Source organism: Halomonas garicola (assembly GCF_031935715.1).
GTDB lineage: Bacteria > Pseudomonadota > Gammaproteobacteria > Pseudomonadales > Halomonadaceae > Vreelandella > Vreelandella garicola.
Map to the genome: position 1 here is coordinate 1 of NZ_JASSZF010000009.1, position 22,457 is coordinate 22,457.

Here is a 22,457-nt window from a genome sequence, read left to right on the forward strand (position 1 = left end):
TTCAGAAAATCAAGAAGTTCCGGCGGTTATCTACACGCTATGAGCGACTGGCAAGAAACTACCAGTCACTCCTCTGCCTCGTGTCAGCCGCCATATGGCTGGCCTAATTGTTAACGCCCCCTAAGAAAGCGCCAATAATAAAGATTATTCGCCTCATTGTCATAAACTAAAAACCTGCAGGTATCGATGGCCATGGCACATCTCGCCGCCATCCTTTGACCTTTGTGTAACACAAGGGTTTTATACTACGAGCACACTTAGCTTGATGCCGCCAGGAGGAACGCCAGTGAAAGTCAGCGAACTTGCCCGCAGGGCGGACGTTACCGCCGAAACCGTGCGCCACTACGTGCGCGAGGGGTTGCTTTCGCCCGAGCGTCATCCGGATAACGGCTATCAGCTGTTCAACGACTACGATCTTGAACGCCTGGGCTTCATCCAGCGGGCGCGTATGCTGGGCTTCAGCGTCGCGGAAATCCGCGACATCCTGGCCCACGCCGACCAGGGCGACTCGCCCTGCCCGCTGGTGCGCGACCTGCTGGCCTCGCGCCTGCCGCGCATCCGCGCCCGCATCGCCGAGCTCGAGGCCCTGGCCACGCGCATGGAGGCGGCCCTTGTCAGCTGGCAGGATATGCCCGACGGCACCCCGGACGGCCACAGCGTATGCCGCCTGATCGAAAGCTTTCCCGAGGAGACGCCATGAAGTCGCAAACACTAACGCGCTACGTGCCCGGCATGAACTGCCAGGGCTGCGTCAAGCGCATGCGTGAGGCTATTGAGGCCCACGATGACTGCGCCGAGGTGGTCGGCACCCCGGCCGAAAAGCGCCTGGACGTGACCGCCGCCCTTGACGGTGACGCTCTCGACCGCGCCCTGGCGGACGCCGGCTTTCCGCCCGGCGACCCTGATGTCCCTGTGGCCAGCGACGCTGATCGCGCCGAAGCGCCGGCCAAGGACGCCGCCGGCACTGCCGACAGCCACGGGAAATCCGCCGACGGCGCGACAACGCGCCTGGCGGTCAGCGGCATGACCTGCGCCAGCTGCGTGAAAACCGTGCAACAGGCGCTCGAGCGCACTCCGGGCGTGACTTCGGCCGCGGTCAACTTCGGCACCCACACCGCCGAGGTGACGGGCAGCGCCGAAGAAAGCGCGCTGATCGATGCCGTCCAGGGCGTCGGCTACGACGCCGAGCCGATAGTGAACGTGCGCGACGCCGAAATCACCCGGGCGGAGCAGGAAGCTCGGGACTACAAAAAGCGCCTCAGGGGCAGCATCGCTTCCCTGGCCCTGGCCGTGCCGCTCATGGCCAGCATGTTTGTCTACCACCCCGACCCGGTCGGCGGCGGACGGCTTTACTGGCTGGTGATCGGCGCGCTGACCCTGGCCATCATGGCCTTTCCCGGCCGGCACTTTTTCACCAGCGCGTGGAAAAACGCCCAGCGCCACCAGGCCAACATGGATACCCTGGTGGCCATGGGGACCGGCACCGCCTGGCTTTATTCCATGGTCGTGGTGCTGCTGGGCCCCTGGCTCCCCGAAGCCGCCCGAGGGATCTATTTTGAAGCTTCGGCCATGGTCATCGGGCTGATCCTTCTGGGCAACGCCATGGAGCTCAAGGCCCGGGGACGCACCAGCGACGCGCTCAAGCGCCTGCTGGACCTGCAGACCCGCACCGCCCGAGTGATCCGCGACGGCGAGGAGCAGGAAGTCGATATCGACGCCGTGCAGGAAGGCGATCATATCCGCGTGCGCCCGGGCGAGCGCCTGCCGGTGGACGGCGACGTCACCGAAGGCCAGAGCCACATCGACGAGTCCATGCTCACCGGCGAGCCAATTCCCGTGGCCAAGAACGAAGGCAGTGAGGTCAGCGCCGGTACGGTCAACGGCAAGGGCGGGCTGGTCTACCGCGCCACCCGGGTGGGCGACAATACCCGCCTGGGACAAATTACCCAGCAGGTGGCAAGCGCTCAGGGCTCGCGCCCGCCCATCGGCGATCTGGCCGATCGGGTCTCAAGCGTCTTTGTGCCCTCGGTGATGATCATCGCCGTACTCACCGCTCTTGCCTGGTTCAACTTCGGCACGGACGAGCGGGTGATCCACATGCTGGTGGCGGCCACCTCGGTGCTGATCATCGCCTGCCCCTGCGCGCTGGGGCTGGCCACGCCGATTTCCACCATGATCGGCGTGGGCAAGGCCGCCGAGCACGGCGTGCTGGTGAGAAACGGCGAAGCGCTGCAAACCGCAAGCAAGCTCACCGCGCTGGTGGTGGATAAAACCGGCACCCTGACCGAAGGCAACCCCCGCGTCACCGAGGCGGAAGTACTTGATACAGGCCGCGCCGGCAACGAGCAGCAAGTCCTCGGGCTGGTTGCCGCACTTGAGCAAGGCTCCGAGCACCCGCTGGCCACCGCCCTGCTCAGCTACTGCCAGGAAGAAAAAGGCGCCGAAGCCGCCGCCATCTGCGACTTTGACAGCGTTACCGGCGGCGGCGTCAAGGCCCAAAGCGATGAGGGCGAGCTCTTGCTGGGCAACGCCCGGCTGCTGGAAGACTCAGGCATTGACCTCAGTGCCGGCAGCGACAGCGCCCGGGCGCTCGAGCACAAGGCGCGCACTATCGTCTACCTTGCCGTGGGCGGCGAGCTCGCCGCGCTGTTCGGCATCAGCGACCCGGTGCGCAACGATGCCAAAAGCGCCATTGCAAGGCTTAAGGATGACGGCCTGCACGTGATCATGCTCACCGGGGACAATCGCCACACCGCCCGCGCCGTGGGCGACGAAGTGGGCATTGAGGACTGCCGCGCCGGCCTCAAGCCCGAGGACAAGCACGAGGAAATCGAGCGGCTGCAAAAGGAAGGCCACATCGTCGGCATGGTCGGCGACGGCATCAACGACGCCCCGGCGCTGGCCCGGGCCAACGTCGGCTTTGCCATCGGCCAGGGCACCGACGTGGCGATTGAAAGCGCGGGCATGACGCTGATGCGCGGCTCGCTGCACGGCGTCGCCACGGCGATCGAGCTCAGCCAGGCCACGCTTACCAACATCAAGCAGAACCTGGCCGGGGCCTTTGGCTACAACGCCCTGTGCATTCCCATTGCCGCCGGGGTGTTCTACCCGCTGACCGGCATGCTGCTCTCGCCGATGATCGCCGGTGCCGCCATGTCGCTTTCGTCGATCACCGTGGTGAGCAACGCCAACCGCCTGCGGCTGTTCACCCCGCGCGGCGAGGAAAGCGCCGCTAGCCAAGGCGCTGCCGACGGCAGCACCGGCAACGGCACCGAGACTCGGGAACAGAAGGAGGCCGCATGAACGTCATCGTTAACCTTGCAGGCCTTGGCCTGATCGGCTTTATCGTCTACTGGTTCTGGCTGAGCCAATCGACATAGGCCGCGGTCAGGGCGACCACGGCGGGGTAAAAATCGCTCGCAAAGCAACTTCACGCTGAAGGGGTCAGGTATCGCCACGCGGGATGCGCAGCACCAGCACCAGCGCCACGCCGCACAGGAGCGCGGCCAGCCCGGCAAACCCGGTGCCGGTGGCCACCAGCCCCAAACGGCTGGTGGCAAGGCCGATGCCCACCACCGGGATCGACAGCGCCACGTAGGCGACGACAAAAAACGCCGACGTCACCGCGCCGCGCTGGTCCGCCGGCGAAGCCGCCGCAATGGCCCCCATGCCGGCGCGAAAGCCGATTCCCTGGCCGGTGCCGGCCAGCAGCGCGCCGCCGCAAAACGTCGCCATGCTGGCGGCAAAAATCCCCGCGCCGATCAGCGAAGCACCGATCAGCAGCGTCATGCACCCAAGCGGCAGCCGCCACTGGGGCGCCACCCGTCCCTGCAGCGACTGCCCCACCGTCGAGGCGATAAACACCAGGCACACCACCAGGCCAATGAGCGCCAGGTTCGGCTCGCCCAGCACTTCCTGCATGAAGGCCGGCGCCATGGAGTTGAAAAACCCGAGCACGGCGAAGCCGGCAAAGCCCACCAGCGCGGCGGGCACAAACACCCGGCGCACCTGGGGCGGAATGCGCAGGCGCTGCACGCGCAGGTCCAAAGATGCCTTGCGGGCCACGGTCTCCGGCGCGCGCCAGACCAGCAGCATACCGACGGCCAGCAGCGCCAGGTGCAGCGCGTAGGAGAGCGCAAGCGGCGCCGGCAGCCAGGTCACCAATATGCCGGCAACCAGCGGGCCAAGCCCCAGCCCGCCCATGTTAACCGCGGTAGCGGCCAGGGTTGCTCTGGGCTTCCACGCCTCGGGGGCAAGCTCGATCACCGCCACCGTTGCGGTGCCGGTAAAAATCCCCGCCGACACCCCCGAGATCATTCGCCCCGCAAGCAGCATGCCCAGACTATCGCCGACCAGAAACACCAGGTCGCTCGCCGCCGCGATCAGCATCCCCGCCAGCAGCATTGGCCGGCGGCCCAGCTGATCGGACCAGCGCCCGGTCACCACCAGCGCGCCGATCACGCCGATGGCGTAGACGGCAAAAATCACCGTGATCACCAGCTGGGAAAAGCCGTATTCGGCCTGATAGATCGGGTACAGCGGCGTGGGCAGCGTGGTGCCCAGCATCACCGCCAGAAAGGCAAACGCCGGGCCCAGAAAGGCCAGCGGCGACGGCGCATGAGTATTCGACAATACGGGCATCAGCCGGTCCTTGAGTCAGTCAATACGTCGCTTGGCACCGTGGGAGCTCAAAGCGGCTCGGCGTGCTCGACCATCAGCTGCAGGCTCTCGCGGCCGCGGAAACGGTTGCGGTTGAGCTTGTAGGCGCAGTGCAGGGTATCGCCCATGGCGAAAGCCGGAAGCTCCCCGGGAGTCAGCGCGCGAAACCAGATGGCCTTGAGCGTGATGGGGCCAGCAGAAAGCTCCATCATCAGGTGGGTGCCGTCGGCGCCCACCGGGCGCAGGGAGTCGACGATAAAGCGCCCTTCAAACAGCGGCGGGTCGAACTCGCGCCCGTAGGGGCCGAGCGCCTCCAGCTCGCCAAGGGTGGCAAGGTCCAGCTGGCCGGCCTCAAGCTCGCCGTCGGTCCAGAGCCTGGGATAAAGCGGCGCATCGCCCAGCTGCTCTTCCACCGCGCGCAAAAACGCCGCCTTGAACTCGGCCAGCCGCTCTTCGGGCAGGCCGATGCCCGCCGCGCCGCTGTGCCCGCCAAAGCGCGGCAGCGCCTCGGGGGCGAGCTCAAAGGTGCGCTGGAGCGCGTCGCGCAGGTGCAGGCCGTCAATCGAGCGCCCGGAGCCGGTGAGCATGCCCGGCGCCGATGCCCGGGTGAGCACCAGCGCCGGGCGGCCGTAGGCCTGCACCAGCCGCGAGCCAACGATGCCTTGCACTCCCGGGTGGCCGTCTTCGACAAACACCACGATGGCTTTTTCATCGGCGGCGAGCGACTCGGCGGCAAGCGTCCGGGCCTCGGCGGCCATCTCCGCCTCGATGGCCTTGCGCGACTGGTTGTCGTCTTCAAGGATGCCAAGCTGGCGGGCCGCCACGGCGTCGCTTTCGGCGAGCATGAAGTGCAGCGCGGCGTAGGGGTCGTCCAGGCGCGAGCGGGCGTTGATGCGCGGGCCCATTTGAAACGCCAGGGTTTCGGCGTCGAACGGCACGCTGTCCGGTCCCAGCCGCTCGGCCATGGCGCGAAAGCACGGCGCCTCCATGCGGTTGATCAGCTTGAGCCCTTGGGTAACCACCGCGCGGTTGGCCGGGCTTGCGCCGAGCGACACGCAGTCGGCCACGGTGCCCAGCGCCACGTACGATAGCCAGGGCGAGAGCTTGGGCGTGGCGGCCGGTAGCGCGCCCCATTCGATGAGCACTCCACGGGCAAGCGACACCACAAGCCAGGCGACCATGCAGCCGGCGATGGTGGCATCGGGGTAGTCGCAGTCGCTGCGGGTGGGATTCACGCAGGCGTAGGCCGAGGCCGGCGGCCCCTCTTCGGGCAGGGCGTGGTGGTCGCTGACCACCACGTCGATGCCTTCCGCCGCCAGGCGCGCAATGCGCGGCTCGTCGGAGCTGCCGCAGTCGGCGGTGATCACAAGCGTCGGCCGCGGCGTCAGGTTCAGCGTGCGCTCGACAAGCGGCAGGCTGATGCCGTAGCCGTCGTGAATGCGGTGGCCGATCAGGCTGTGGAGCTTGCTTTCCGGCACGCCAAACAGCTCAACCAAAGTGCGCCGGATCACCACGTGGGAGGTAATGCCGTCGACGTCGTAGTCGGTAAGAATGCCGATGTGCTCGCCTTCGGTCACCGCCTGGGCGATGCGCTCGGCAGCCCGGCGGCCGTCGGCGAGCTTTTCCGGGTGCGCCAGATAGCGCAGCCCCGGGGTCACCAGCGGGCCCAGCGGCTCGGCGTAGCCCGGCAGCCGCGAGGCCAGAAGCCGGGCCTGAAGCGCGGTGAGCCCTTCGGCCTTCGCCCGGGCGTAGACGTCCGGGTCCTGGGGTCGCGGCTCCAGGCGCGGCCGGGCCATGCTCTGGGGTAGCTCTGCCAGTACGCTCATCAGCGGCGGTTTTCCGCAACGAAGCGCTGCACGGCGGCAAGCTCGGCGGGCAGCACCGCGAAGCGCTCTTCGCGCTCGAGCAGACCTTCCATGTGCGGCGGCAGCTCAACGCCGGGGAAGCCGGCCTCGATCACGGCGTCGGCAAACTTGGCCGGGTGCGCGGTGGCAAGCGTAATCATCGGCGTGGCGGCGTCCGCCCGGGCGCGCTCGGCGGCGCGGTAGCCGGTGGCGGTGTGCGGGTCGAGCAGCTCGCCGGTGCGCCGGTGGGCCTCGCGGATGACCTCAAGGATCGTGGCGTCGTCCACGCTGTGGCTTGAGAACTTCTGGCGCAGCTTGGCCAGGGGCGCGTCGGCAAGGGCCGCGGGCTCGTGCTGGAAGCGCTCCAGCAGCGCGGCCACCGCGCGGCCGTCGCGGTCGTAGGCGTCAAACAGCAGGCGCTCGAAGTTCGACGACACCACGATGTCCATGGACGGCGCCAGGGTCGCCGCCAGCTCGCGCTTGGAGAAGTCGTTGTCGGCAAGGGTGCGGTGCAGAATGTCGTTGGCGTTGGTGGCAACGATGAACTGCTTCACCGGCAGCCCCATCTTGTAGGCCATATAGCCGGCAAAGACGTTGCCGAAGTTGGCCGAGGGCACGCAGAAGCTCACCTCGCGGCGGGGCGCGCCCAGGGCGACGCCGGCGGCGACGTAGTAGACCATCTGCGCCATGATGCGCGCCCAGTTGATCGAGTTCACCGCCACCAGCCGGGTGCCGTTGAGGAACGTCTGATCGGCGAAGCTTGCCTTCACCATGGCCTGGGCGTCGTCGAAGTTGCCCTCGATGGCGACGTTGAAGACGTTGTCCGCCAGCACCGTGGTCATCTGGCGGCGCTGCACTTCCGACACGCGGCGGTGCGGGTGCAGGATGAAGATATCGAGGTTGTCGCAGTGGCGGCAGCCCTCGATCGCCGCCGAGCCGGTATCCCCGGACGTTGCACCCATGATCACCGCGCGCTCACCGCGCTTTTTGAGAAAGTGATCGAGGATACGGCCGAGCAGCTGCAGGGCGACGTCCTTGAACGCAAGCGTGGGCCCGTGGAACTGCTCGAGCAGGAAGTGGTTGGCGTCCAGCTGCCTGAGCGGCACCACCGCGTCGTGGCTGAAGGTAGCATAGGCCTCCGCCACCAGCTGGTGCAGGGTGGTGTCGTCGATTTCACCGCCGACGAAGGGCTTGATCACGCGAAAGGCAATGTCGGCGTAGGACAGCCCGGCCATGTCGGCCAGAGCGTCACGGGTAAACGACGGCAGCGTTTCCGGCACGTAGAGGCCGCCGTCGCTTGCCATGCCGGTGAGCACGACCTCCTCGAAGGAGAGCGCCGGGGCCTCGCCCCGGGTGCTGATATAGCGCATGGCGTTATTCTCCTTCGTCCAGGCTCTCCACCCGGATACGGGTAACCGCGCCGGCGATATCGGCCATGGACTCGATCTCGCGGATGGCGTCGTTCATCTGCCGCTCCTTGGTGCGGTGGGTCATCATGATGATCGGCACCAGCTCGCCTTCGGTGATTTCCTTCTGGATCAGCGCCTCGATGGAGATGCCGTGCTCGGCAAGGATCGTCGCCACCCGGGCCAGCACGCCGGGGCGGTCCACCGCCAGCAGGCGCAGGTAGTAGGCCGTGGTGATCTCTTCCATGGGCATGATCGCCGGGGCGTCCATGTCTTCATTGACGCCGCTGAAGGCAAGGTACGGCACGCGGTACGGGTGCGCGGTGTTGATGTCGCGGGCGACGTCGAGAATGTCCGCAATCACCGCCGAGGCCGTGGGCTCGGCGCCGGCGCCGGCGCCGTAGTAAAGCGTCGGGCCGACGGCGTCGCCCATCACCGCAATGGCGTTTTTCACGCCGCTAACGTTGGCCAGCAGGCGCTCCTTGGGCACAAGCGTGGGGTGCACGCGCAGCTCCAGGCCGTTATCGGTGCGCTTGGCGATCCCCAGGTGCTTGATCATGTAGCCCAGGTTATCGGCCTGCTCGACGTCTTCAGCGGTAATGCGGCCGATGCCTTCGGTGTAGGCCTTGTCAAACTGCAGCGGTACGCCGTAGGCGATGGAAGCCATGATGGTCAGCTTGTGCGCAGCGTCGATGCCTTCGACGTCGAAGGTGGGGTCGGCTTCGGCGTAGCCCAGCGCCTGAGCCTCGGCGAGCACGTCCTCAAAGGCGCGGCCTTCGTCGCGCATGTGGGTGAGGATGTAGTTGCCGGTGCCGTTGATGATGCCGGCTACCCACTCGATGCGGTTGGCGCCCAGGCCTTCGCGCAGCGACTTGATCACCGGAATGCCGCCGGCGACGGCCGCTTCGAAGGCGACGATAACGCCCTTCTCGTGAGCGGCCTGGAATATCTCGTTGCCGTGAACGGCGATCAGCGCTTTGTTCGCGGTGACCACGTGCTTGCCGTTCTCAATCGCGGTGAGCACCAGCTCTCGGGCGAGGTCGTAGCCGCCGATGAGCTCGACAATGACGTCGATGTCAGGGTTGGCGGCCACTTCAAAGACGTCGCCGGTGGCCTTGATACCGGTGATGTCGCAGTCCGGATGAATGCTGCGATGCCCGACCTGCTCCACCACAATCGGCCGGCCCGCCCGGCGCGCAATATCCTCGGCGTTGCGCGTCAGTACGTTGAAGGTGCCACCGCCCACGGTGCCCAGACCACAGATGCCTACTCTCACCGGTTTCACAATAAATCCCCTTTTTTGTTGCGCACCGGCGCCTGATAAGGCCATCGACCGGTGCAGTCAGCATGATGTCACGTTGCGTTTGGTTAGCGCTGTGGCCCAGGGCCTGGCTAGCTGTCAAGCCCCAGCATGGCGGCCAGCCGCTCGGGCGGCACAAAGCCCGGCACCATGGTGCCGTCGGGCAGAACGATCGCCGGGGTGCCTTTCACCCCGAGCTCCAGGCCCAGCTGGTGCTGCTTGGCCACCGGATTGTCGCAGCCGGCACCGGCGCTGAGCGTTTCATCGTCAAACGCCTGGCTGAGCGCCTCGCTTACGTTGTCGCTGCACCAGGCCTGCTGCATGACCCGGGCCGCCGCGCTTTGCATGCCGCCCCGCGGAAAGGCCAGGTAGTCGACCTCAATGCCGCGCTCGTTGAGCTCGGGGATGCTTTCGTGCAGCCGGGTGCAGTACGGGCAGCTGGTGTCGGTAAACACCGTGACGGTGGCGCGCGGCTCATCCACGCCGCGATAGATCGCGCGTTCGCTGTCCGGCACGTCCGCCAGCGCCTCGGCGCGCTCCTGGTTTTTTTCCTGCTCGCTGAGGTTGGTGAGCTTGTCGCCCTCGTTATGGTACAGATCGCCTACCACGAAGTAGCTGCCGTCGGCGTTGGCGTAAAACGACTCACCGCCTTTGAGCTCAACGTGGTAAATGCCGTCCAGCGGCGTGTCGCTTACGCTTTCCACCGGCACCTTCTGGCCGTTGATGCGCAGCGAATCGGTCAGCGTATCGGGCGCGGGGGCAGCGGCGGCAAGTCCTGGGAGCAGCGCGCCGGCAAACGCCAGACGGAAAAGAAAATGTCGACCCATTATCGTTCAACCTCGTGGATGGTGTTCAGCGTGCAGCTGCTCAAGACGCGCCTGGGCAACGTGCGTGTAAATCTGCGTGGTGGACAAGTCGCTATGCCCCAGCAGCAGCTGTACGACACGCAGATTGGCGCCATGATTCAATAAATGCGTGGCGAAAGCGTGGCGCAGGGTGTGCGGCGACAGCGGCGTGGCGATGCCCGCGCGCAGCGCATGGGCCTTGATGCGGTGCCAGAACGTCTGGCGCGTCATGCTTTTATCGCCGCGCCCGGGAAACAGCGCCGGGCGCGTGACGTCCTGCATCAGCGCCGGCCGCGCGGCGTCGATGTAGCGCTCAAGCCAGTGGGCGGCCTCGGCGCCCAGCGGCACCAACCGGTCCTTGTCGCCCTTGCCGCGCACCCGCACAACCCCCTGGCGCAGGTTCACGGCGTCAACGCTCAAGCCTACAAGCTCGGAGACGCGCAGGCCACAGGCATAGAGCAACTCCAGCATGGTGCGATCGCGCAGCCCAAGCGGCGCGCCGGTGTCCGGGGCGGCCATGAGCCGCTCGACTTCGTCTTCGTCGAGCACGTTGGGCAGGCCCGGCCGCACCGGCGGCAGGCGAATGCCCGCCAGCGGATCGCTTGCTACCTGCCCGGTCAGCCGCGCCCAGCGGTAAAAACTGCGCAGGGTCGAAAGCAGACGGGCGTTGCTGCGCAGCTGGTAGCCTTCGGCGCTGCGCGCCTCGAACCACGCCACCAGCCTCTCCGGCGGCGGCGCCCTCAGGGACTCTTCGGCGTCGTTCAGCACCCGGCACCACGCCGTCAGGTCGCGCCGGTAGGCGGCCAGGGTATGCTCGCTGGCGCCGCGCTCCAGCCACTGGGCATCGAGGAAGGCATCAATCAGATCCATGGGCACCGGCCTTTGGCTTGGGGGAGTCATGCCCCAGGCGGGCAGACAAGCAAAACCCCGCCCCGCAAAGCGGTGACGGGGTCATCAAGCGGCCCGAAGGCTTGGCGAAAGGCGGGCTTACGCCAGCTTTTCCTTGATGCGCGCGGACTTGCCGCTGCGCTCGCGGAGGTAGTAGAGCTTGGCCTGACGCACGTCACCGCGGCGCTTGACGTGGATGGAATCCACCAGCGGGCTGTAGGTCTGGAAGGTACGCTCGACGCCAACGCCGTGGGAGACCTTGCGCACGGTGAAAGCGGAGTTCAGGCCGCGGTTGCGCTTGCCAATCACCACGCCTTCAAACGCTTGCAGGCGCTCGCGGCTGCCTTCTTTTACCTTGACCTGCACGGAGATGGTATCCCCCGGGGCAAAGGCCGGCATTTCCTTTTCCATCTGCTCGGCTTCAAGCGCCTGGATCACCTTGTTCTTGCTCATCGTCTTGCTCCTGATATGTCGTGGTGGCCTGCCGCGTACTGCTGTGGGTGGGCAAACCGTGATCCCGGCGCTCGATGCGAGTGCGCGGGAGTCGTCATGGGTGACGCAGGTGCGTGGCTACCGGCCTTCGCCCTGCACCGCCGCGCGCCCCCTCCGGCCGGCCGTTTAGCTGGCCAACCGTCTAGCGGGGGGACAACGCGTTCTCTTCGATGAATTCATCCAGCAGCCGGCGCTGCGCTTTCTCCAGGGTCTGCCGGTCGACCAACTCCGGTCGCCGCAGCCAGGTACGCCCGAGCGACTGCTTCAGCCGCCAGCGCCTGATGGCTTCGTGGTCACCGCTTAGCAGCACTTCGGGCACGCGCGCGCCGTCGATCACTTCCGGGCGCGTGTAGTGCGGGCAGTCCAAAAGCCCCTGGTTGAATGAATCCTCGACGGCGGAGTCCTGATGCCCGAGCACCCCGGGGATCAGCCTTGCCGCCGCGTCAATCAGCACCATGGCCGGCAGCTCGCCGCCGCTCAGCACATAGTCGCCGATCGACCATTCCTCGTCGATGTCACGCTCGACCACGCGCTCGTCGATGCCCTCGTAGCGCCCCGCCACTACCACCAGCGGGCTTTGGGCGGCCAGCGCCTGCACGCCCTGCTGGTCGAGCTTCTTGCCCTGGGGCGAGAGGTAGATCACCGTCGGCGCAAGGCCGGTGGCCTCTTCGGCGCGGGCGCGGGCATCGGCAATGGCGCCGCGCAGGGTGTCGACCTTCATTAACATTCCCGGGCCGCCGCCGTAGGGGCGGTCATCGACGCTGCGATGGCGGTCGGTAGCGTAGTCCCGGGGGTTCCAGTACTCAAGCGCCAGCCGGCCCTTTTCCACCGCCCGGCCGGTCACGCCGTGGCCGGTCAGGGCGCCGAACATCTCGGGGAACAATGACACTACGCCGACCCATAGGCCCGGCGCTGCGGCATTAGCCAACGTCAAAAGTCCGGATCCCAGTCGACGTGCATCTCGCCGGCGTCCAGATCCACTGCGGTGATAACGTCACCGGGCAGATACGGCAGCAGGCGTTCGCGCCGATCAATGGCGTCGCGGTCGCCGCGCACCATCATGACATCGTTGGCGCCGGTCTCGAACAGGCCGGCAACCCGCCCCAGCCGTTCGCCGGCACGGGTGAAGACCGCAAGGCCCTCAAGCTCGTGCCAGTAGTACTCGTCGTCGGCAAGCTCGGGGAGCGCGTCCTTGGGCATGACGATGTCTGCGTCCACCAGCGCTTCTGCCGCGCTGCGATCATTCACGCCGTCAAGCTGAACCGCCAGCCCCTTGCCCTGCCGGCGCCCCTGAATGACGCGGTAGCATAAAAGGCGACCGCCTTTTCGCACCCACCATTCGGGGTAGTCAAAAATGCTGTCAGCGGGGCTGGTGTAGGCGTACACCTTAAGCCACCCCTGAATACCGTGGGGGCTTGTCAGCTGGCCCAGCACCACGCAGTCCTCCGATGCCACGCGACTTGCGTCGGACGGGGATGTAGGGCGCGCGGGATCAGACATCAAGCACCTCACCTAACAGCACGGCAGCGCCCTCAGGCCTGCTTGCCGGCTTCCTTGACCAGCTCGGCCACGCGGTCGGACAGCTGCGCGCCGTGGCCCTGCCAGTAGGAGATGCGGTCCAGATCGATGCGCAGACGCTCTTCCTGGCCCCGGGCGACGGGGTTGAAAAAGCCCACGCGCTCGATGAAGCGGCCGTCGCGCGCGCGACGCGAATCGGTCACGGACAGGTGATAAAAAGGACGCTTTTTGGCGCCGCTGCGTGCCAAACGAATGGTAACCATACGAACAATATCCTTCGGTTGAGGTGACTAGAGCGCGCCGCCGCGGGGTATGCCCGTACCGGACACGCGCGCTCTGTCGGGATATAAGTGCTTGTTAACGCCTTCACGGGCGGCGCCAAAGCGCATCACCCACGCATGAAGAGGCCGCATTCTACGTAACCGCGCCGGTTTTGGAAAGCCTGCGCGGCGAAAAGCCGGCAGCGTCAGCGCCGGGGTACACCGCCCGGGCCGCCGCCCATGCCGCCGGGGCCACCCATGCCGCCAGGACCGCCCATGCCTCCGGGGCCGCCCATGCCACCGGGGCCGCCCATACCTCCGGGCATGCTGCCACCGCCGCCCATGCCGCGCATCATCTTCTGCATGCCGCCTTTCTTGCCGGCCTTTTTCATCATTTTCTGCATCTGCTTGTGCTGCTTGAGCAGGCGGTTGAGGTCCGGCACCTGCAGCCCGGCGCCGGCGGCGATGCGCCGCTTGCGCGAGCCGTTGATGATCTCGGGCTTGTGGCGCTCCTTGGGCGTCATCGAGTTGATCAGCGACTCCAGCTTGCCAAGCTCCTTTTCCGGCCCCGGGCCCTGGGCCATTTCGGCCATCTGCCCCATACCCGGCAGCTTGCTCATCAGACCGCCCATGCCGCCCATTTTCTTGAGCTGCTGGAGCTGCTCGCGGAAATCTTCCAGATCAAAGCCGCTGCCCTTCTTGACCTTCTTGGCGAGCTTTTCGGCCTTGTCCTTGTCGACGGTGCGCTCGGCTTCCTCGATCAGCGAGAGCATGTCGCCCATGCCAAGGATCCGCGACGCCACCCGGTCAGGGTGGAACGGCTCCAGTGCGTCGACCTTCTCGCCCATGCCCATGAACTTGATCGGCTTGCCGGTAATGTGGCGCACCGACAGCGCCGCCCCGCCCCGGGCATCGCCGTCGGCCTTGGTCAGCACCACGCCGGAAAGCGGCAGCGCCTCGTGGAAGGCCTTGGCGGTGTTCACCGCGTCCTGGCCGGTCATGGCGTCGACCACGAACAGGGTTTCGTCCGGTGTCACCGCCTGGTGCAGCGCCCGGATCTCTTCCATCATCGCTTCATCGACGGCCAGCCGGCCGGCGGTGTCGATCAGCACGACGTCGTGGAACTGGATTTTGGCGTGGTGCATCGCCGCCTTGACGATATCCACCGGCTTTTGCCCGGAGTCCGAAGGGAAGAAGTCCACCTCAACTTCCTTCGCTAGCGTCTCCAGCTGGTCGATGGCGGCGGGCCGGTAAACGTCGGCGGACACCACCAGCACCTTTTTCTTTTCGCGCTCGCGCAGAAAGCGCGCCAGCTTGGCCACCGAGGTGGTTTTACCCGCGCCCTGGAGGCCGGCCATCAGCACCGAGGCCGGCTGGCCCTTGAGCACCAGGCTCTCGTTGGCCTCGCCCATGATCGCTTCCAGCTCCTGCTGGACGATCTTGACGAACTGCTGGCCCGGCGAGAGGCTTTTCGACACTTCCTGGCCCACCGCCCGCTCGCGCACGCGGTCGACAAAGGCCTTGACTACCGGCAGGGCGACGTCGGCCTCCAGCAGCGCGCGGCGCACCTCGCGCAGGGTATCCTTGATGTTATCGTCGGTCAGGCGCGCCTGACCCTTGATCGACTTCAGCGTCTGCGATAGACGGTCGCTAAGATTTTCAAACATGGGCGTTAGTCCCCCTTTTGGTCACCAGACGCAAGCGCCCTGGACAAGATGGCGGCCATTATACGCGCTGGCGCCGCGAGTCTCCATCCGCCACCGCTGTGCGAGACTGCAAGGATTCGTTATAGTAGGCGATCAGTTACCGTAAGCTGGCGGCATACCTCTATGATTGCCCGCGCGGCGCAGCGGTTGTCCCTTTCGTTCCCACTACACTGCGCCACCGAGCGCACGGATGGCATCATGCAGGCGCTGCCTTTCGCCACGATTGCTCTTGTTCTCTATCTCGCTGCCGCCATTTGGCAGGGCATGACGCTTCTGCGTCGGGTGCCCCCGCGCCAGGGCATTGTCCGCCTGCTGGCCGTGGTGGCGCTGCTTTTGCACATCCCCGCGATTATCGAACTGCTGAGCCGCACGCCCGGCTTTCTGCCCGGCTTTACCACCAGCGTGGCGCTGTTCATGGCGGTGGCCGCCAACGTGGTGCTGGTCGCCAGCCTGTTCAAGCCGGTGCTCAACGCCGGCATTGCGCTTTTTCCGCTGGCCGGGGTGGCGCTGGTGCTCGCCGCGGGGCTGCCAAGCCACGGCATTCAGGGCGACATTACGTCGGGCATCCTGCTGCACATCGTCACCTCGACGCTAGCCTTTGCCGTGCTTGCCATCGCCGCGGCCCAGGCGGTGCTGGTGGGGCTGCAGAACCAGGCGCTGCGCCATCACCATATCCGCGGCATCGTCCAGTCGCTGCCGCCGCTAACCACCATGGAGCGGGTGCTGTTTGAGCTGATCTGGGCCGGCATGGTGCTGCTCAGCATCTCCATCGTCAGCGGCCTGATCTTCATCGACAACATGTTTGCCCAGCACCTGGTGCACAAGACCGTGCTTTCCTTTGTCGCCTGGGGCGTGCTGGCGGTGCTGCTGACCGGCCGCTATCGCTTCGGCTGGCGGGGCATGCGGGCGGTGAAGTGGACGCTCTGGGGCTGCGGCTTTTTGCTGCTCGCCTACTTCGGCAGCAAGTTCGTCCTTGAAATCCTGCTCACCCCCTGAGCCGCTGACTCCCGCCTTGATACCTTGCTTGACACCCCGCAGCGGGGCTTTTAACAATCAAGCTTGAAACGCGACCCTGAAACGGCGACAGAGGAACCTTCCACTTGAACGACGACTTCCCTCTGGGGTTACTGTTCGGCCTGCTGGCGCTGCTGATCCTGCTATCGGCGTTTTTCTCAAGCTCCGAAACCGGCATGATGTCGATCAACCGCTACCGCCTGAGCCACCACGCCAGCGCCGGCGATAGCCGCGCCCGTCGCGTTGTTCGCCTGCTCGCGCGCCCGGACCGGCTGATCGGCATGATCCTGATCGGCAACAACTTCATCAACAACCTGGCGGCCTCCATCGCCACCATCATCGCCATCCATTTTTTCGGCGAAGTCTCGGGGCCGGCCATAGCCACCGCGCTTCTGACCATTGCCATCCTGATTTTTTCCGAGGTCACGCCCAAGACCTACGCCGCGATCCGCCCCGAGCGCATTGCCTATCCGGCGTCTTACGTACTCGAGCCGCTGCTCAAGCTGCTCTACCCGCTGGTGTGGCTGGTCAACATGATTTCCAACGGCCTTTTGCGACTGGTCGGCGTCAAGCGCGTGGACGGCGGCGGCGACAGTCTCACCCAGGAGGAGCTGCGCACCGTGGTCCACGAAGCCGGCACGCTGATTCCCTACCGCCACCAGGCGATGCTGCTGTCGATTCTCGATCTGGAAAACGTCACCGTGAACGACATCATGGTGCCCCGCCACGAGGTCATCGGTATCGATCTTGATCACAGCCTCAAGGCCATCCTGACCCAGATCCGCACCAGCCAGCACACCCGCCTGCCGGTCTACAAGGGCGACATCAACAACATCATCGGCATGCTGCACCTGCGCAACGCCGCGCGCTTTCTATCGCGCGCCGAAATCACCAAGGCGGCGATTGTCCAGGAGGCGCGGGAGCCCTACTTCATTCCCGAGTCCACTCCGCTGCATACCCAGATGCTCAATTTCCAGCAGCAAAAGCGCCGCATCGGCATCGTGGTGGACGAGTACGGCGACGTGAAGGGGCTGGCGACGCTTGAGGATATTCTCGAAGAGATCGTGGGGGAGTTCACCACCGACGTGTCCGAGGCCCGGGAGATCTACCCCCAGGACGACGGCAGCCACATCATCGAAGGCACCGCCAACATCCGCGAGGTCAACAAGGCGCTGGGCTGGGATCTGCCCACCAACGGCCCCAAGACGCTCAACGGGCTGATCCTTGAGCACCTGGAGTCGTTTCCCCAGGGCCCAGCCAGCCTGCAGATTGGCAGCGTGCGGCTGGAAATCATCGACATCCGCGGCAACCTGATCACCGCGGCGCGCTGCTGGCAGCCGGCGCGGCGCTAGTCGACCCCGCCGCGGCGGATCTCCTCGTCGGCGCCGGCCTTGAGCACGCGCACCCGGGCTTCAAAATAGCGGCACAGCGCCTCGTTCTGCACCGCCTGAGGATCAACCGGCTCGCCAAAATGCAGGCTGACCCGAGCGCGAAAGCGCCCGGGGGGGTGGCTCAGCGCCGGCCCGCCGCAGTGCGACGTCCAGGAGCCCCAGAGGCCGGCAAGCCCTGCCGGGATCACCGGCACCGTATTGCGCGCCAGAATCGTCTCCAGCCCGCGGCGAAACGTCTGCACCTCGCCGTCGGTGGTCAGCTTCCCCTCGGGAAACACCATGACCACTTCGCCGTTGGCGAGCGCCTCGCTGATGTCGTCCAGCGCCCGGCGCAAGGAGCCGGGGTTGCGCCGCTCGGACTCGATGGGAATCGCCCCCACCAGCAGGAACAGCCACTTGAGCCAGGGCGAGTCGTAGATTGGCTGATCCATGACAAAGCGCAGCGGGCGCGAGCAGGCGCCGCCCAGCACCAGCGCGTCCATGTAGCTTACGTGGTTGCACACCAGAAGCGCCGCCCCTTGGCGGGGCACGTGCCGGCGGCCGCGCACCGTCAGCCGATAGCAAAGCCGCACCAGCGCCAGGATCACGTAGCGGATGAGTCGGCGCACCACCAGGCGCTGTCTTCGCGGCCTGGGTGTCACTCGGCCGGCCCCCGATCGCGCAGCCCGGCCAGTACCGTGGTCAGCAGCTGGTCCAGCAGCTCGTCGATCTTGAGCTGCTCGCCCTGCCAGTAGCCCAGCCGCTCGTTGAGCCCGAGCTGCACCAGGCCGTGGACGCTGCCCCACAGCATGCGCCCCAGCTGGCGCGCCTCGAGCTCGCCAAGCGCCGGCTGGAAGTTGCGCAGGCAGGTTTCCACCTCGACGAACAGCGCCTCAATCAGCCCGCTCTGGCGCTGGTCGAGCTCGCCGCCGTCGGCCAGCGGATAGTCAAACAGCAGCTGCCAGCGGAAGCAGTCCTCGGCGGAAAACTGCCAGTAGGCATGGGCCAGCGAGCGCAGCCAGGGCTCCGGCGCGTCGGTTTTGAGGTTGCTGATGATATATTGCAGCCGCGACAGGGTTTCGACGTTGACGTACTGCAAGAGGTTGTGAAAACTGCCGTACAGCTTGAGCAGCGTACTCGGCGCGCAGCCGACTTCCCGGGCAATGGCACGCAGCGACAAATCGTGAACCGGCCGGGAGGCTAACCAGCTATCGCAGACCGCCATCACCTGCGCATGGAGGGTATCGGGCGCATGCTGTCTTGGACGGGCCATGGCAATCTCATCGGGTTGGCGTAAGGGCGTTGGCGACAACGGCGAAACCGGCACGTTGATCCGTGCTCTGGCGTTTGCGCTTTAACACGGACGAACGAGGGCTTAGGATACCCCAGATCGAACAGCGTTTTCGAGTCGCTTTACCGCCTAACCGCGTGCTGTCATCGGCACCGGCGCCATCCACTACCGCTGAGGCGCACATGACCGGACGCCTTTATGTTCCCCCGCTGGACCTGCCTCGGCTGCTGCCCGACCTGGCCGCCGCCGACACGCTGACGACTTCGCCCAACCTGGCCCCGCGCCGGGCGGTCTCGGCCGTGCGCCAGGAGCAGGGCGAAAATCGCCTGTCGCCGCTGTTCTGGGGGCTGACGCCCCCCTGGCTCGAGGTGCTCGACCACGCGCCCCACTGCGCCCGGGCCGAGTCGCTTGAGTCCCGCGCCATGTTCCGCGATGCCTTTCACGCCCGGCGCTGCCTGATCCCCGCGGGCGGCGTTTACGTGTGGAAGCCAAGCCCTCGGGGCAAGCAGCCGTATATGATCACCCAGGTCAGCCGCGCGCCGCTGCTGCTCGCCGGGCTGTGGTGTCGCTACCACACCACGCTCACCGCGTTCAACGACTCCGCGGCGCTGATCACCGTGCCCGCCAGCCCCTGGCTTGCTCCGCTGAGCGACCGCCTGCCGGCGGTGATCGACCCGGCCGACGCCGGATGCTGGCTGAACCCGGATACGCCTGTTGAGCAGGTAAAAACCTTGCTGACCCCGGCCCCGCTGGAACTATTGGGCGCTTTCCCGGTATCAAGGCAGGTCAATAACCCCGCTAACCAGTCTCCGAGCTGCGCCCATCCCGTCGGCCCGATGCTGACCTGGCAACCCTGATTACAGGAGACACGATGCTGTCACGCTTTTGTTTTCTTCCCCCCTCTCTAACGCGATCATTGACGCGCCGCGCCCCGCTGGCGCTGGGCGCTGTGCTCGTTGTCGGTACCGCCGGGCTGCCTGCCAAGGCCGACTCGTCGTCGCCGGACTCGCGCATTGCCGAGGTCCAGGCGCCGATCACCAGCCCCTTTGACAGCCGCGACTACCGCGTACTCACGCTGGAAAACGGCCTGACCGCCCTGCTGGTCAGCGACCCCGAGGCCGACAAGGCCGCCGCCTCGATGAACGTAAGCGTAGGCAGCGCCCAGGACCCCGACGACCTCCAGGGCCTGGCCCACCTGCTCGAGCACATGCTGTTTCTGGGAACCGAGCCCTACCCCGAGCCCGAGGCCTACCAGACCTATATCACCCGGCACGCCGGCGCGCACAACGCCTTTACCGCCCCCCAGGACACCAACTACTTCTTCGACATCGAGCCCTCTGCCCTGCCCGGGGCGCTTGACCGCTTCAGCGCCTTTTTTCTTTCGCCGCTGTTCAACGCCGACAAGCTCTCAAGCGAGCGCAGCGTGGTGGATTCCGAATACCAGGCGCGCCGGCGCAACGAAAGCCGGCGGGAAAACGACGTGCTCAACCAGGTGCTCAACCCTGATCATCCCGGCACGCAGTTCTCCGTGGGCAGCGTCGAGACCCTGGCCGATCGGCCGGCAGGCGAGCCGTCGCTGCGCGAGCGGGTCATCGACTTCTATCGCGGCTACTACGACGCCAACGTGATGCACCTAGCCGTAGTCGCGCCCCAGCCGCTGGACGAGCTTGAACAGATGGTCATCGACCGCTTTGCCGCCATTGCCGACCACGAGCTCGAAAGTCCGACCATCGACGAGCCGCTGATCGACAAGGACTCGCTTCCCGTCTATCTGGAGCGCCAGACGCTGACCGACAATCGCCAGCTGCGCTTTCTCTTCCCGGTGCCCGACCCGCTGGAGGAATACGCCCACAAGCCCGCCCAGCTGCTGGCCCACCTGCTGGGCGATGAGGGCGAAGGCAGCGTGCTGGCCGCGCTGCGCGACGCCGGGCTTGCCGACGGCCTGTCGGCCGGCGTGGGCCGCCGCGACGGCAAGGACGCGCTGTTCACCGTCAGCATAAGCCTCACCCCCGACGGCGCCGAGCGGCTGGACGACGTTCAGGCGACGCTCTTTGCCGCGATCGACAACGTCGCCGCCGAAGGGCTGGAAGCATGGCGCTACGACGAGCAGGCCGCCCTCGAGCAGCAGTCGTTCCGCTTCCAGCAGCACGGCTCGCCCCAGCATGAAGCCTCCGAGCTTGCCATGCGCCTGTCGCGCTACCCGGTCAAGGACGTGCAGTACGCGCCCTACCGCATGGACGGCTTTGACGCCGAGCGCGCCCGCACTTACCTGGACGCGCTGACCCCGGACCGCATGATCCGCGTGTACTCCGGCCCCGAGGTCGAAAGCGAGCGCGTCTCGCCCTGGTTCGATACCCAGTGGCAACAAACCCCGGCCGCCGAGGGCGGTACCGCGTTACAGGGGCTGGCGCTGCCTGAGCCCAACCCTTTCATCGCCAAGGATCTGACCCTGCAAAGCGGCCACGATGACGCCCCGAGCATTGTGGAAGACACCCCCCGCTTCACCGCCTGGCACCAGCAGGTCGAACGGTTCGATACGCCCAAGGTGGAATGGCGCGTTAGTCTGCAGCACCCAAGCGTGCGGCGCTCCGCCGAGGAAGCCGTGCTCGACCGCCTGCTGGCCGGCTGGCTCAACGATAGCCTGAACGAGGCGCTCTACCCCGCGCGGCTCGCCGGGCAGTCGTTCAGCGCCTACGCCCACGCCCGGGGCATGACGCTCGCCTTTTCCGGCTGGCGCGACGGCCAGGCGCCGCTGATCACCCGGGTGATCGAGCAGATACAGCGCGGCGATATTACCCCGGGTAGCTTTGAGCGCGTGCAGCATCGGCTCGAGCGCCAGTGGCGCAATGCCCCGGACTCGGCGCTGTTTGGCCAGGCGCGGCGCACCCTGAACCAGGCGCTGCTGGCCCCGCAGTGGTCCGTAGAGGAGCTGCTTGCCGCCAGCCAGCGCCTTGAGCGCCACCATCTGGAAGACTTCCGCCAGCGCTTTCTCGGCGAGCTTTACGTTGACGCCATGGCGGTGGGCAACCTCGACGCCGATCAGGCCCGGGAACAGGCCCAAAGCATCAAAAAGCAGCTGAATCCGCGCCTGACCCGCGAGGCCATTCCCGCGCTTGAGCCGCTGGCCGTCAGCGCCGACGACGGCGTACTGCGCCCCCACAGCACCCGAGACGAAGCGCTGGTGCTGCGCTACCTCCAGGGCGACAACGCTACCCCGCGCCAGCAGGCTGCCGTCAGCGTGCTGGCCCAGTGGCTGCAGACGCCGTTTTATCAGCAGCTGCGCACCCAGGAGCAGCTGGGCTACATCGTCAACGCCGGCTACTACCCGCTGCTGGATGCCCCGGGCCTGGCCCTGGTGGTGCAGTCCCCGGGCAGCGACAGCGCCACCGTTGCCGAGCGCATGGGCACCTTTATGGCCGACGTGGACGAACGCCTGAAGTCCCTGGACGATGAGGCCCTTGCCCCCTACCGCCAGGCGGTGCACAGCAAACTCAGCGAGCGCGCCACCGGCCTTGGCCAGCTGGCCGACCGCTACTGGCAGGCCACCGCCCTTGAAGACGTCCGCTTTGACCGCCGCGAGCGCCGCGCCGAGGAGGCGCTTGAGGTAAGCGTCGAGGAGCTGCGCAACCTCTGGGCCAAGCTGCAAAAGCGCCGCCTGGACATCCGCTTTGACCCGGGCGACGAGCCCAGCGACGTCGGCGCCTACCGCGACGAGCTGAAGACGTTTACCGCTGACGACTAATCGCTTAGCGCTATAGAATTGGGTAGGGGCCGGGGTTACCCCCGGCGCCCTCCCACACCACCGTACGTACCGTTCGGTATACGGCGGTTCATGAAGAACGGCTAAGCCCTCTTACCGTATCG

19 protein-coding genes are annotated in these 22,457 nt (G+C 66.4%); 6 read left to right on the forward strand and 13 right to left on the reverse strand.

Annotated elements, in window-relative coordinates; all coding sequences use genetic code 11:
• The first annotated feature begins 286 nt into the window (after window positions 1–286).
• Both RS027_RS04980 and RS027_RS04985 read left to right on the forward strand, forming a co-directional pair.
• Window positions 287–700 (forward strand): MerR family transcriptional regulator, encoded by a 414-nt coding sequence (locus RS027_RS04980; protein WP_311954826.1) that lies wholly within the window; start codon window positions 287–289, stop codon window positions 698–700.
• Window positions 697–3,303 (forward strand): heavy metal translocating P-type ATPase, encoded by a 2,607-nt coding sequence (locus RS027_RS04985; RefSeq protein ID WP_311954827.1) that lies wholly within the window; start codon window positions 697–699, stop codon window positions 3,301–3,303. The genes RS027_RS04980 and RS027_RS04985 overlap by 4 nt, the downstream gene beginning before the upstream one ends.
• Before the next feature lie 141 nt (window positions 3,304–3,444).
• On the opposite strand, the gene RS027_RS04990 is transcribed toward RS027_RS04985, so the two are convergent.
• The 11 genes from RS027_RS04990 to ffh form a co-directional block, all read right to left on the reverse strand.
• Window positions 3,445–4,641, reverse strand: a complete 1,197-nt coding sequence (locus tag RS027_RS04990; protein ID WP_311954828.1) for an MFS transporter — start codon at window positions 4,639–4,641, stop codon at window positions 3,445–3,447.
• A gap of 47 nt (window positions 4,642–4,688) precedes the next feature.
• Window positions 4,689–6,485 carry a single-stranded-DNA-specific exonuclease RecJ gene (locus RS027_RS04995; RefSeq protein ID WP_311954829.1) on the reverse strand — a complete coding sequence of 599 codons (1,797 nt, stop codon included), beginning with the start codon at window positions 6,483–6,485 and terminating at the stop codon, window positions 4,689–4,691.
• Entirely contained in the window at window positions 6,485–7,873 is a 1,389-nt protein-coding gene (gene thrC / locus RS027_RS05000) for a threonine synthase (RefSeq protein ID WP_311954830.1), read from the reverse strand. Before thrC ends, RS027_RS04995 begins: the two co-directional genes overlap by 1 nt.
• A gap of 4 nt (window positions 7,874–7,877) precedes the next feature.
• A complete protein-coding gene (locus RS027_RS05005) occupies window positions 7,878–9,194 on the reverse strand; it encodes a homoserine dehydrogenase (protein WP_311954831.1) in 1,317 nt (438 codons plus the stop codon).
• Between the two features lie 107 nt (window positions 9,195–9,301).
• Entirely contained in the window at window positions 9,302–10,036 is a 735-nt protein-coding gene (locus RS027_RS05010; RefSeq protein ID WP_311954832.1) for a DsbC family protein, read from the reverse strand.
• A 6-nt stretch (window positions 10,037–10,042) separates the two neighbouring features.
• A complete protein-coding gene (gene xerD, locus RS027_RS05015; RefSeq protein ID WP_311954833.1) occupies window positions 10,043–10,924 on the reverse strand; it encodes a site-specific tyrosine recombinase XerD in 882 nt (293 codons plus the stop codon).
• 117 nt (window positions 10,925–11,041) lie between these two features.
• Entirely contained in the window at window positions 11,042–11,395 is a 354-nt protein-coding gene (rplS, locus tag RS027_RS05020) for a 50S ribosomal protein L19 (protein ID WP_311954834.1), read from the reverse strand.
• A gap of 181 nt (window positions 11,396–11,576) precedes the next feature.
• Window positions 11,577–12,362 carry a tRNA (guanosine(37)-N1)-methyltransferase TrmD gene (gene trmD, locus RS027_RS05025; protein ID WP_311954835.1) on the reverse strand — a complete coding sequence of 262 codons (786 nt, stop codon included), beginning with the start codon at window positions 12,360–12,362 and terminating at the stop codon, window positions 11,577–11,579.
• A 2-nt stretch (window positions 12,363–12,364) separates the two neighbouring features.
• On the reverse strand, window positions 12,365–12,934 hold the full coding sequence (rimM, locus tag RS027_RS05030; RefSeq protein ID WP_311954836.1) for a ribosome maturation factor RimM: 570 nt from the start codon (window positions 12,932–12,934) through the stop codon (window positions 12,365–12,367).
• 32 nt (window positions 12,935–12,966) lie between these two features.
• Window positions 12,967–13,215 (reverse strand): 30S ribosomal protein S16, encoded by a 249-nt coding sequence (gene rpsP / locus RS027_RS05035; RefSeq protein ID WP_311954837.1) that lies wholly within the window; start codon window positions 13,213–13,215, stop codon window positions 12,967–12,969.
• 203 nt (window positions 13,216–13,418) lie between these two features.
• Window positions 13,419–14,879 (reverse strand): signal recognition particle protein, encoded by a 1,461-nt coding sequence (gene ffh / locus RS027_RS05040; RefSeq protein WP_311954838.1) that lies wholly within the window; start codon window positions 14,877–14,879, stop codon window positions 13,419–13,421.
• 237 nt (window positions 14,880–15,116) lie between these two features.
• On the opposite strand from ffh, the gene RS027_RS05045 reads away from it, so the two are divergent.
• Window positions 15,117–15,914 (forward strand): cytochrome C assembly family protein, encoded by a 798-nt coding sequence (locus RS027_RS05045; RefSeq protein WP_311954839.1) that lies wholly within the window; start codon window positions 15,117–15,119, stop codon window positions 15,912–15,914.
• A gap of 104 nt (window positions 15,915–16,018) precedes the next feature.
• Window positions 16,019–17,284, forward strand: coding sequence for an HlyC/CorC family transporter (locus RS027_RS05050; RefSeq protein WP_311954840.1), 1,266 nt, complete (start codon window positions 16,019–16,021; stop codon window positions 17,282–17,284).
• Here the strand turns inward: RS027_RS05050 and RS027_RS05055 are convergent.
• Both RS027_RS05055 and RS027_RS05060 read right to left on the reverse strand, forming a co-directional pair.
• The gene (locus RS027_RS05055; RefSeq protein ID WP_311954889.1) at window positions 17,281–17,934 is read right to left on the reverse strand and encodes a 1-acyl-sn-glycerol-3-phosphate acyltransferase; all 654 of its coding nucleotides are present in this window, start codon (window positions 17,932–17,934) and stop codon (window positions 17,281–17,283) included. The two genes, RS027_RS05050 and RS027_RS05055, sit on opposite strands and share 4 nt — an antisense overlap.
• Window positions 17,935–17,960: 26 nt before the next feature.
• On the reverse strand, window positions 17,961–18,575 hold the full coding sequence (locus RS027_RS05060; RefSeq protein ID WP_311954841.1) for a TetR/AcrR family transcriptional regulator: 615 nt from the start codon (window positions 18,573–18,575) through the stop codon (window positions 17,961–17,963).
• Between the two features lie 200 nt (window positions 18,576–18,775).
• Between RS027_RS05060 and RS027_RS05065 the strand changes: the two genes are divergently transcribed.
• Window positions 18,776–19,450, forward strand: coding sequence for an SOS response-associated peptidase (locus RS027_RS05065; RefSeq protein ID WP_311954842.1), 675 nt, complete (start codon window positions 18,776–18,778; stop codon window positions 19,448–19,450).
• 14 nt (window positions 19,451–19,464) lie between these two features.
• Window positions 19,465–22,335 (forward strand): insulinase family protein, encoded by a 2,871-nt coding sequence (locus tag RS027_RS05070; protein ID WP_311954843.1) that lies wholly within the window; start codon window positions 19,465–19,467, stop codon window positions 22,333–22,335.
• The last annotated feature ends 122 nt before the right edge of the window (window positions 22,336–22,457 follow it).

What these genes read in the sequence shown, in the direction of transcription:
- RS027_RS05060 (WP_311954841.1), bottom strand. Translation starts at nt 18,575, where the DNA reads ATGGCCCGTCCAAGACAGCATGCGCCCGATACCCTCCATGCGCAGGTG.
- rplS (WP_311954834.1), bottom strand. Translation starts at nt 11,395, where the DNA reads ATGAGCAAGAACAAGGTGATCCAGGCGCTTGAAGCCGAGCAGATGGAA.
- RS027_RS05070 (WP_311954843.1), top strand. Translation starts at nt 19,465, where the DNA reads ATGCTGTCACGCTTTTGTTTTCTTCCCCCCTCTCTAACGCGATCATTG.
- xerD (WP_311954833.1), bottom strand. Translation starts at nt 10,924, where the DNA reads ATGGATCTGATTGATGCCTTCCTCGATGCCCAGTGGCTGGAGCGCGGC.
- rpsP (WP_311954837.1), bottom strand. Translation starts at nt 13,215, where the DNA reads ATGGTTACCATTCGTTTGGCACGCAGCGGCGCCAAAAAGCGTCCTTTT.
- thrC (WP_311954830.1), bottom strand. Translation starts at nt 7,873, where the DNA reads ATGCGCTATATCAGCACCCGGGGCGAGGCCCCGGCGCTCTCCTTCGAG.
- rimM (WP_311954836.1), bottom strand. Translation starts at nt 12,934, where the DNA reads ATGTCTGATCCCGCGCGCCCTACATCCCCGTCCGACGCAAGTCGCGTG.
- ffh (WP_311954838.1), bottom strand. Translation starts at nt 14,879, where the DNA reads ATGTTTGAAAATCTTAGCGACCGTCTATCGCAGACGCTGAAGTCGATC.
- RS027_RS04990 (WP_311954828.1), bottom strand. Translation starts at nt 4,641, where the DNA reads ATGCCCGTATTGTCGAATACTCATGCGCCGTCGCCGCTGGCCTTTCTG.
- RS027_RS05045 (WP_311954839.1), top strand. Translation starts at nt 15,117, where the DNA reads ATGCAGGCGCTGCCTTTCGCCACGATTGCTCTTGTTCTCTATCTCGCT.
- RS027_RS05010 (WP_311954832.1), bottom strand. Translation starts at nt 10,036, where the DNA reads ATGGGTCGACATTTTCTTTTCCGTCTGGCGTTTGCCGGCGCGCTGCTC.
- RS027_RS04985 (WP_311954827.1), top strand. Translation starts at nt 697, where the DNA reads ATGAAGTCGCAAACACTAACGCGCTACGTGCCCGGCATGAACTGCCAG.
- RS027_RS05065 (WP_311954842.1), top strand. Translation starts at nt 18,776, where the DNA reads ATGACCGGACGCCTTTATGTTCCCCCGCTGGACCTGCCTCGGCTGCTG.
- RS027_RS04995 (WP_311954829.1), bottom strand. Translation starts at nt 6,485, where the DNA reads ATGAGCGTACTGGCAGAGCTACCCCAGAGCATGGCCCGGCCGCGCCTG.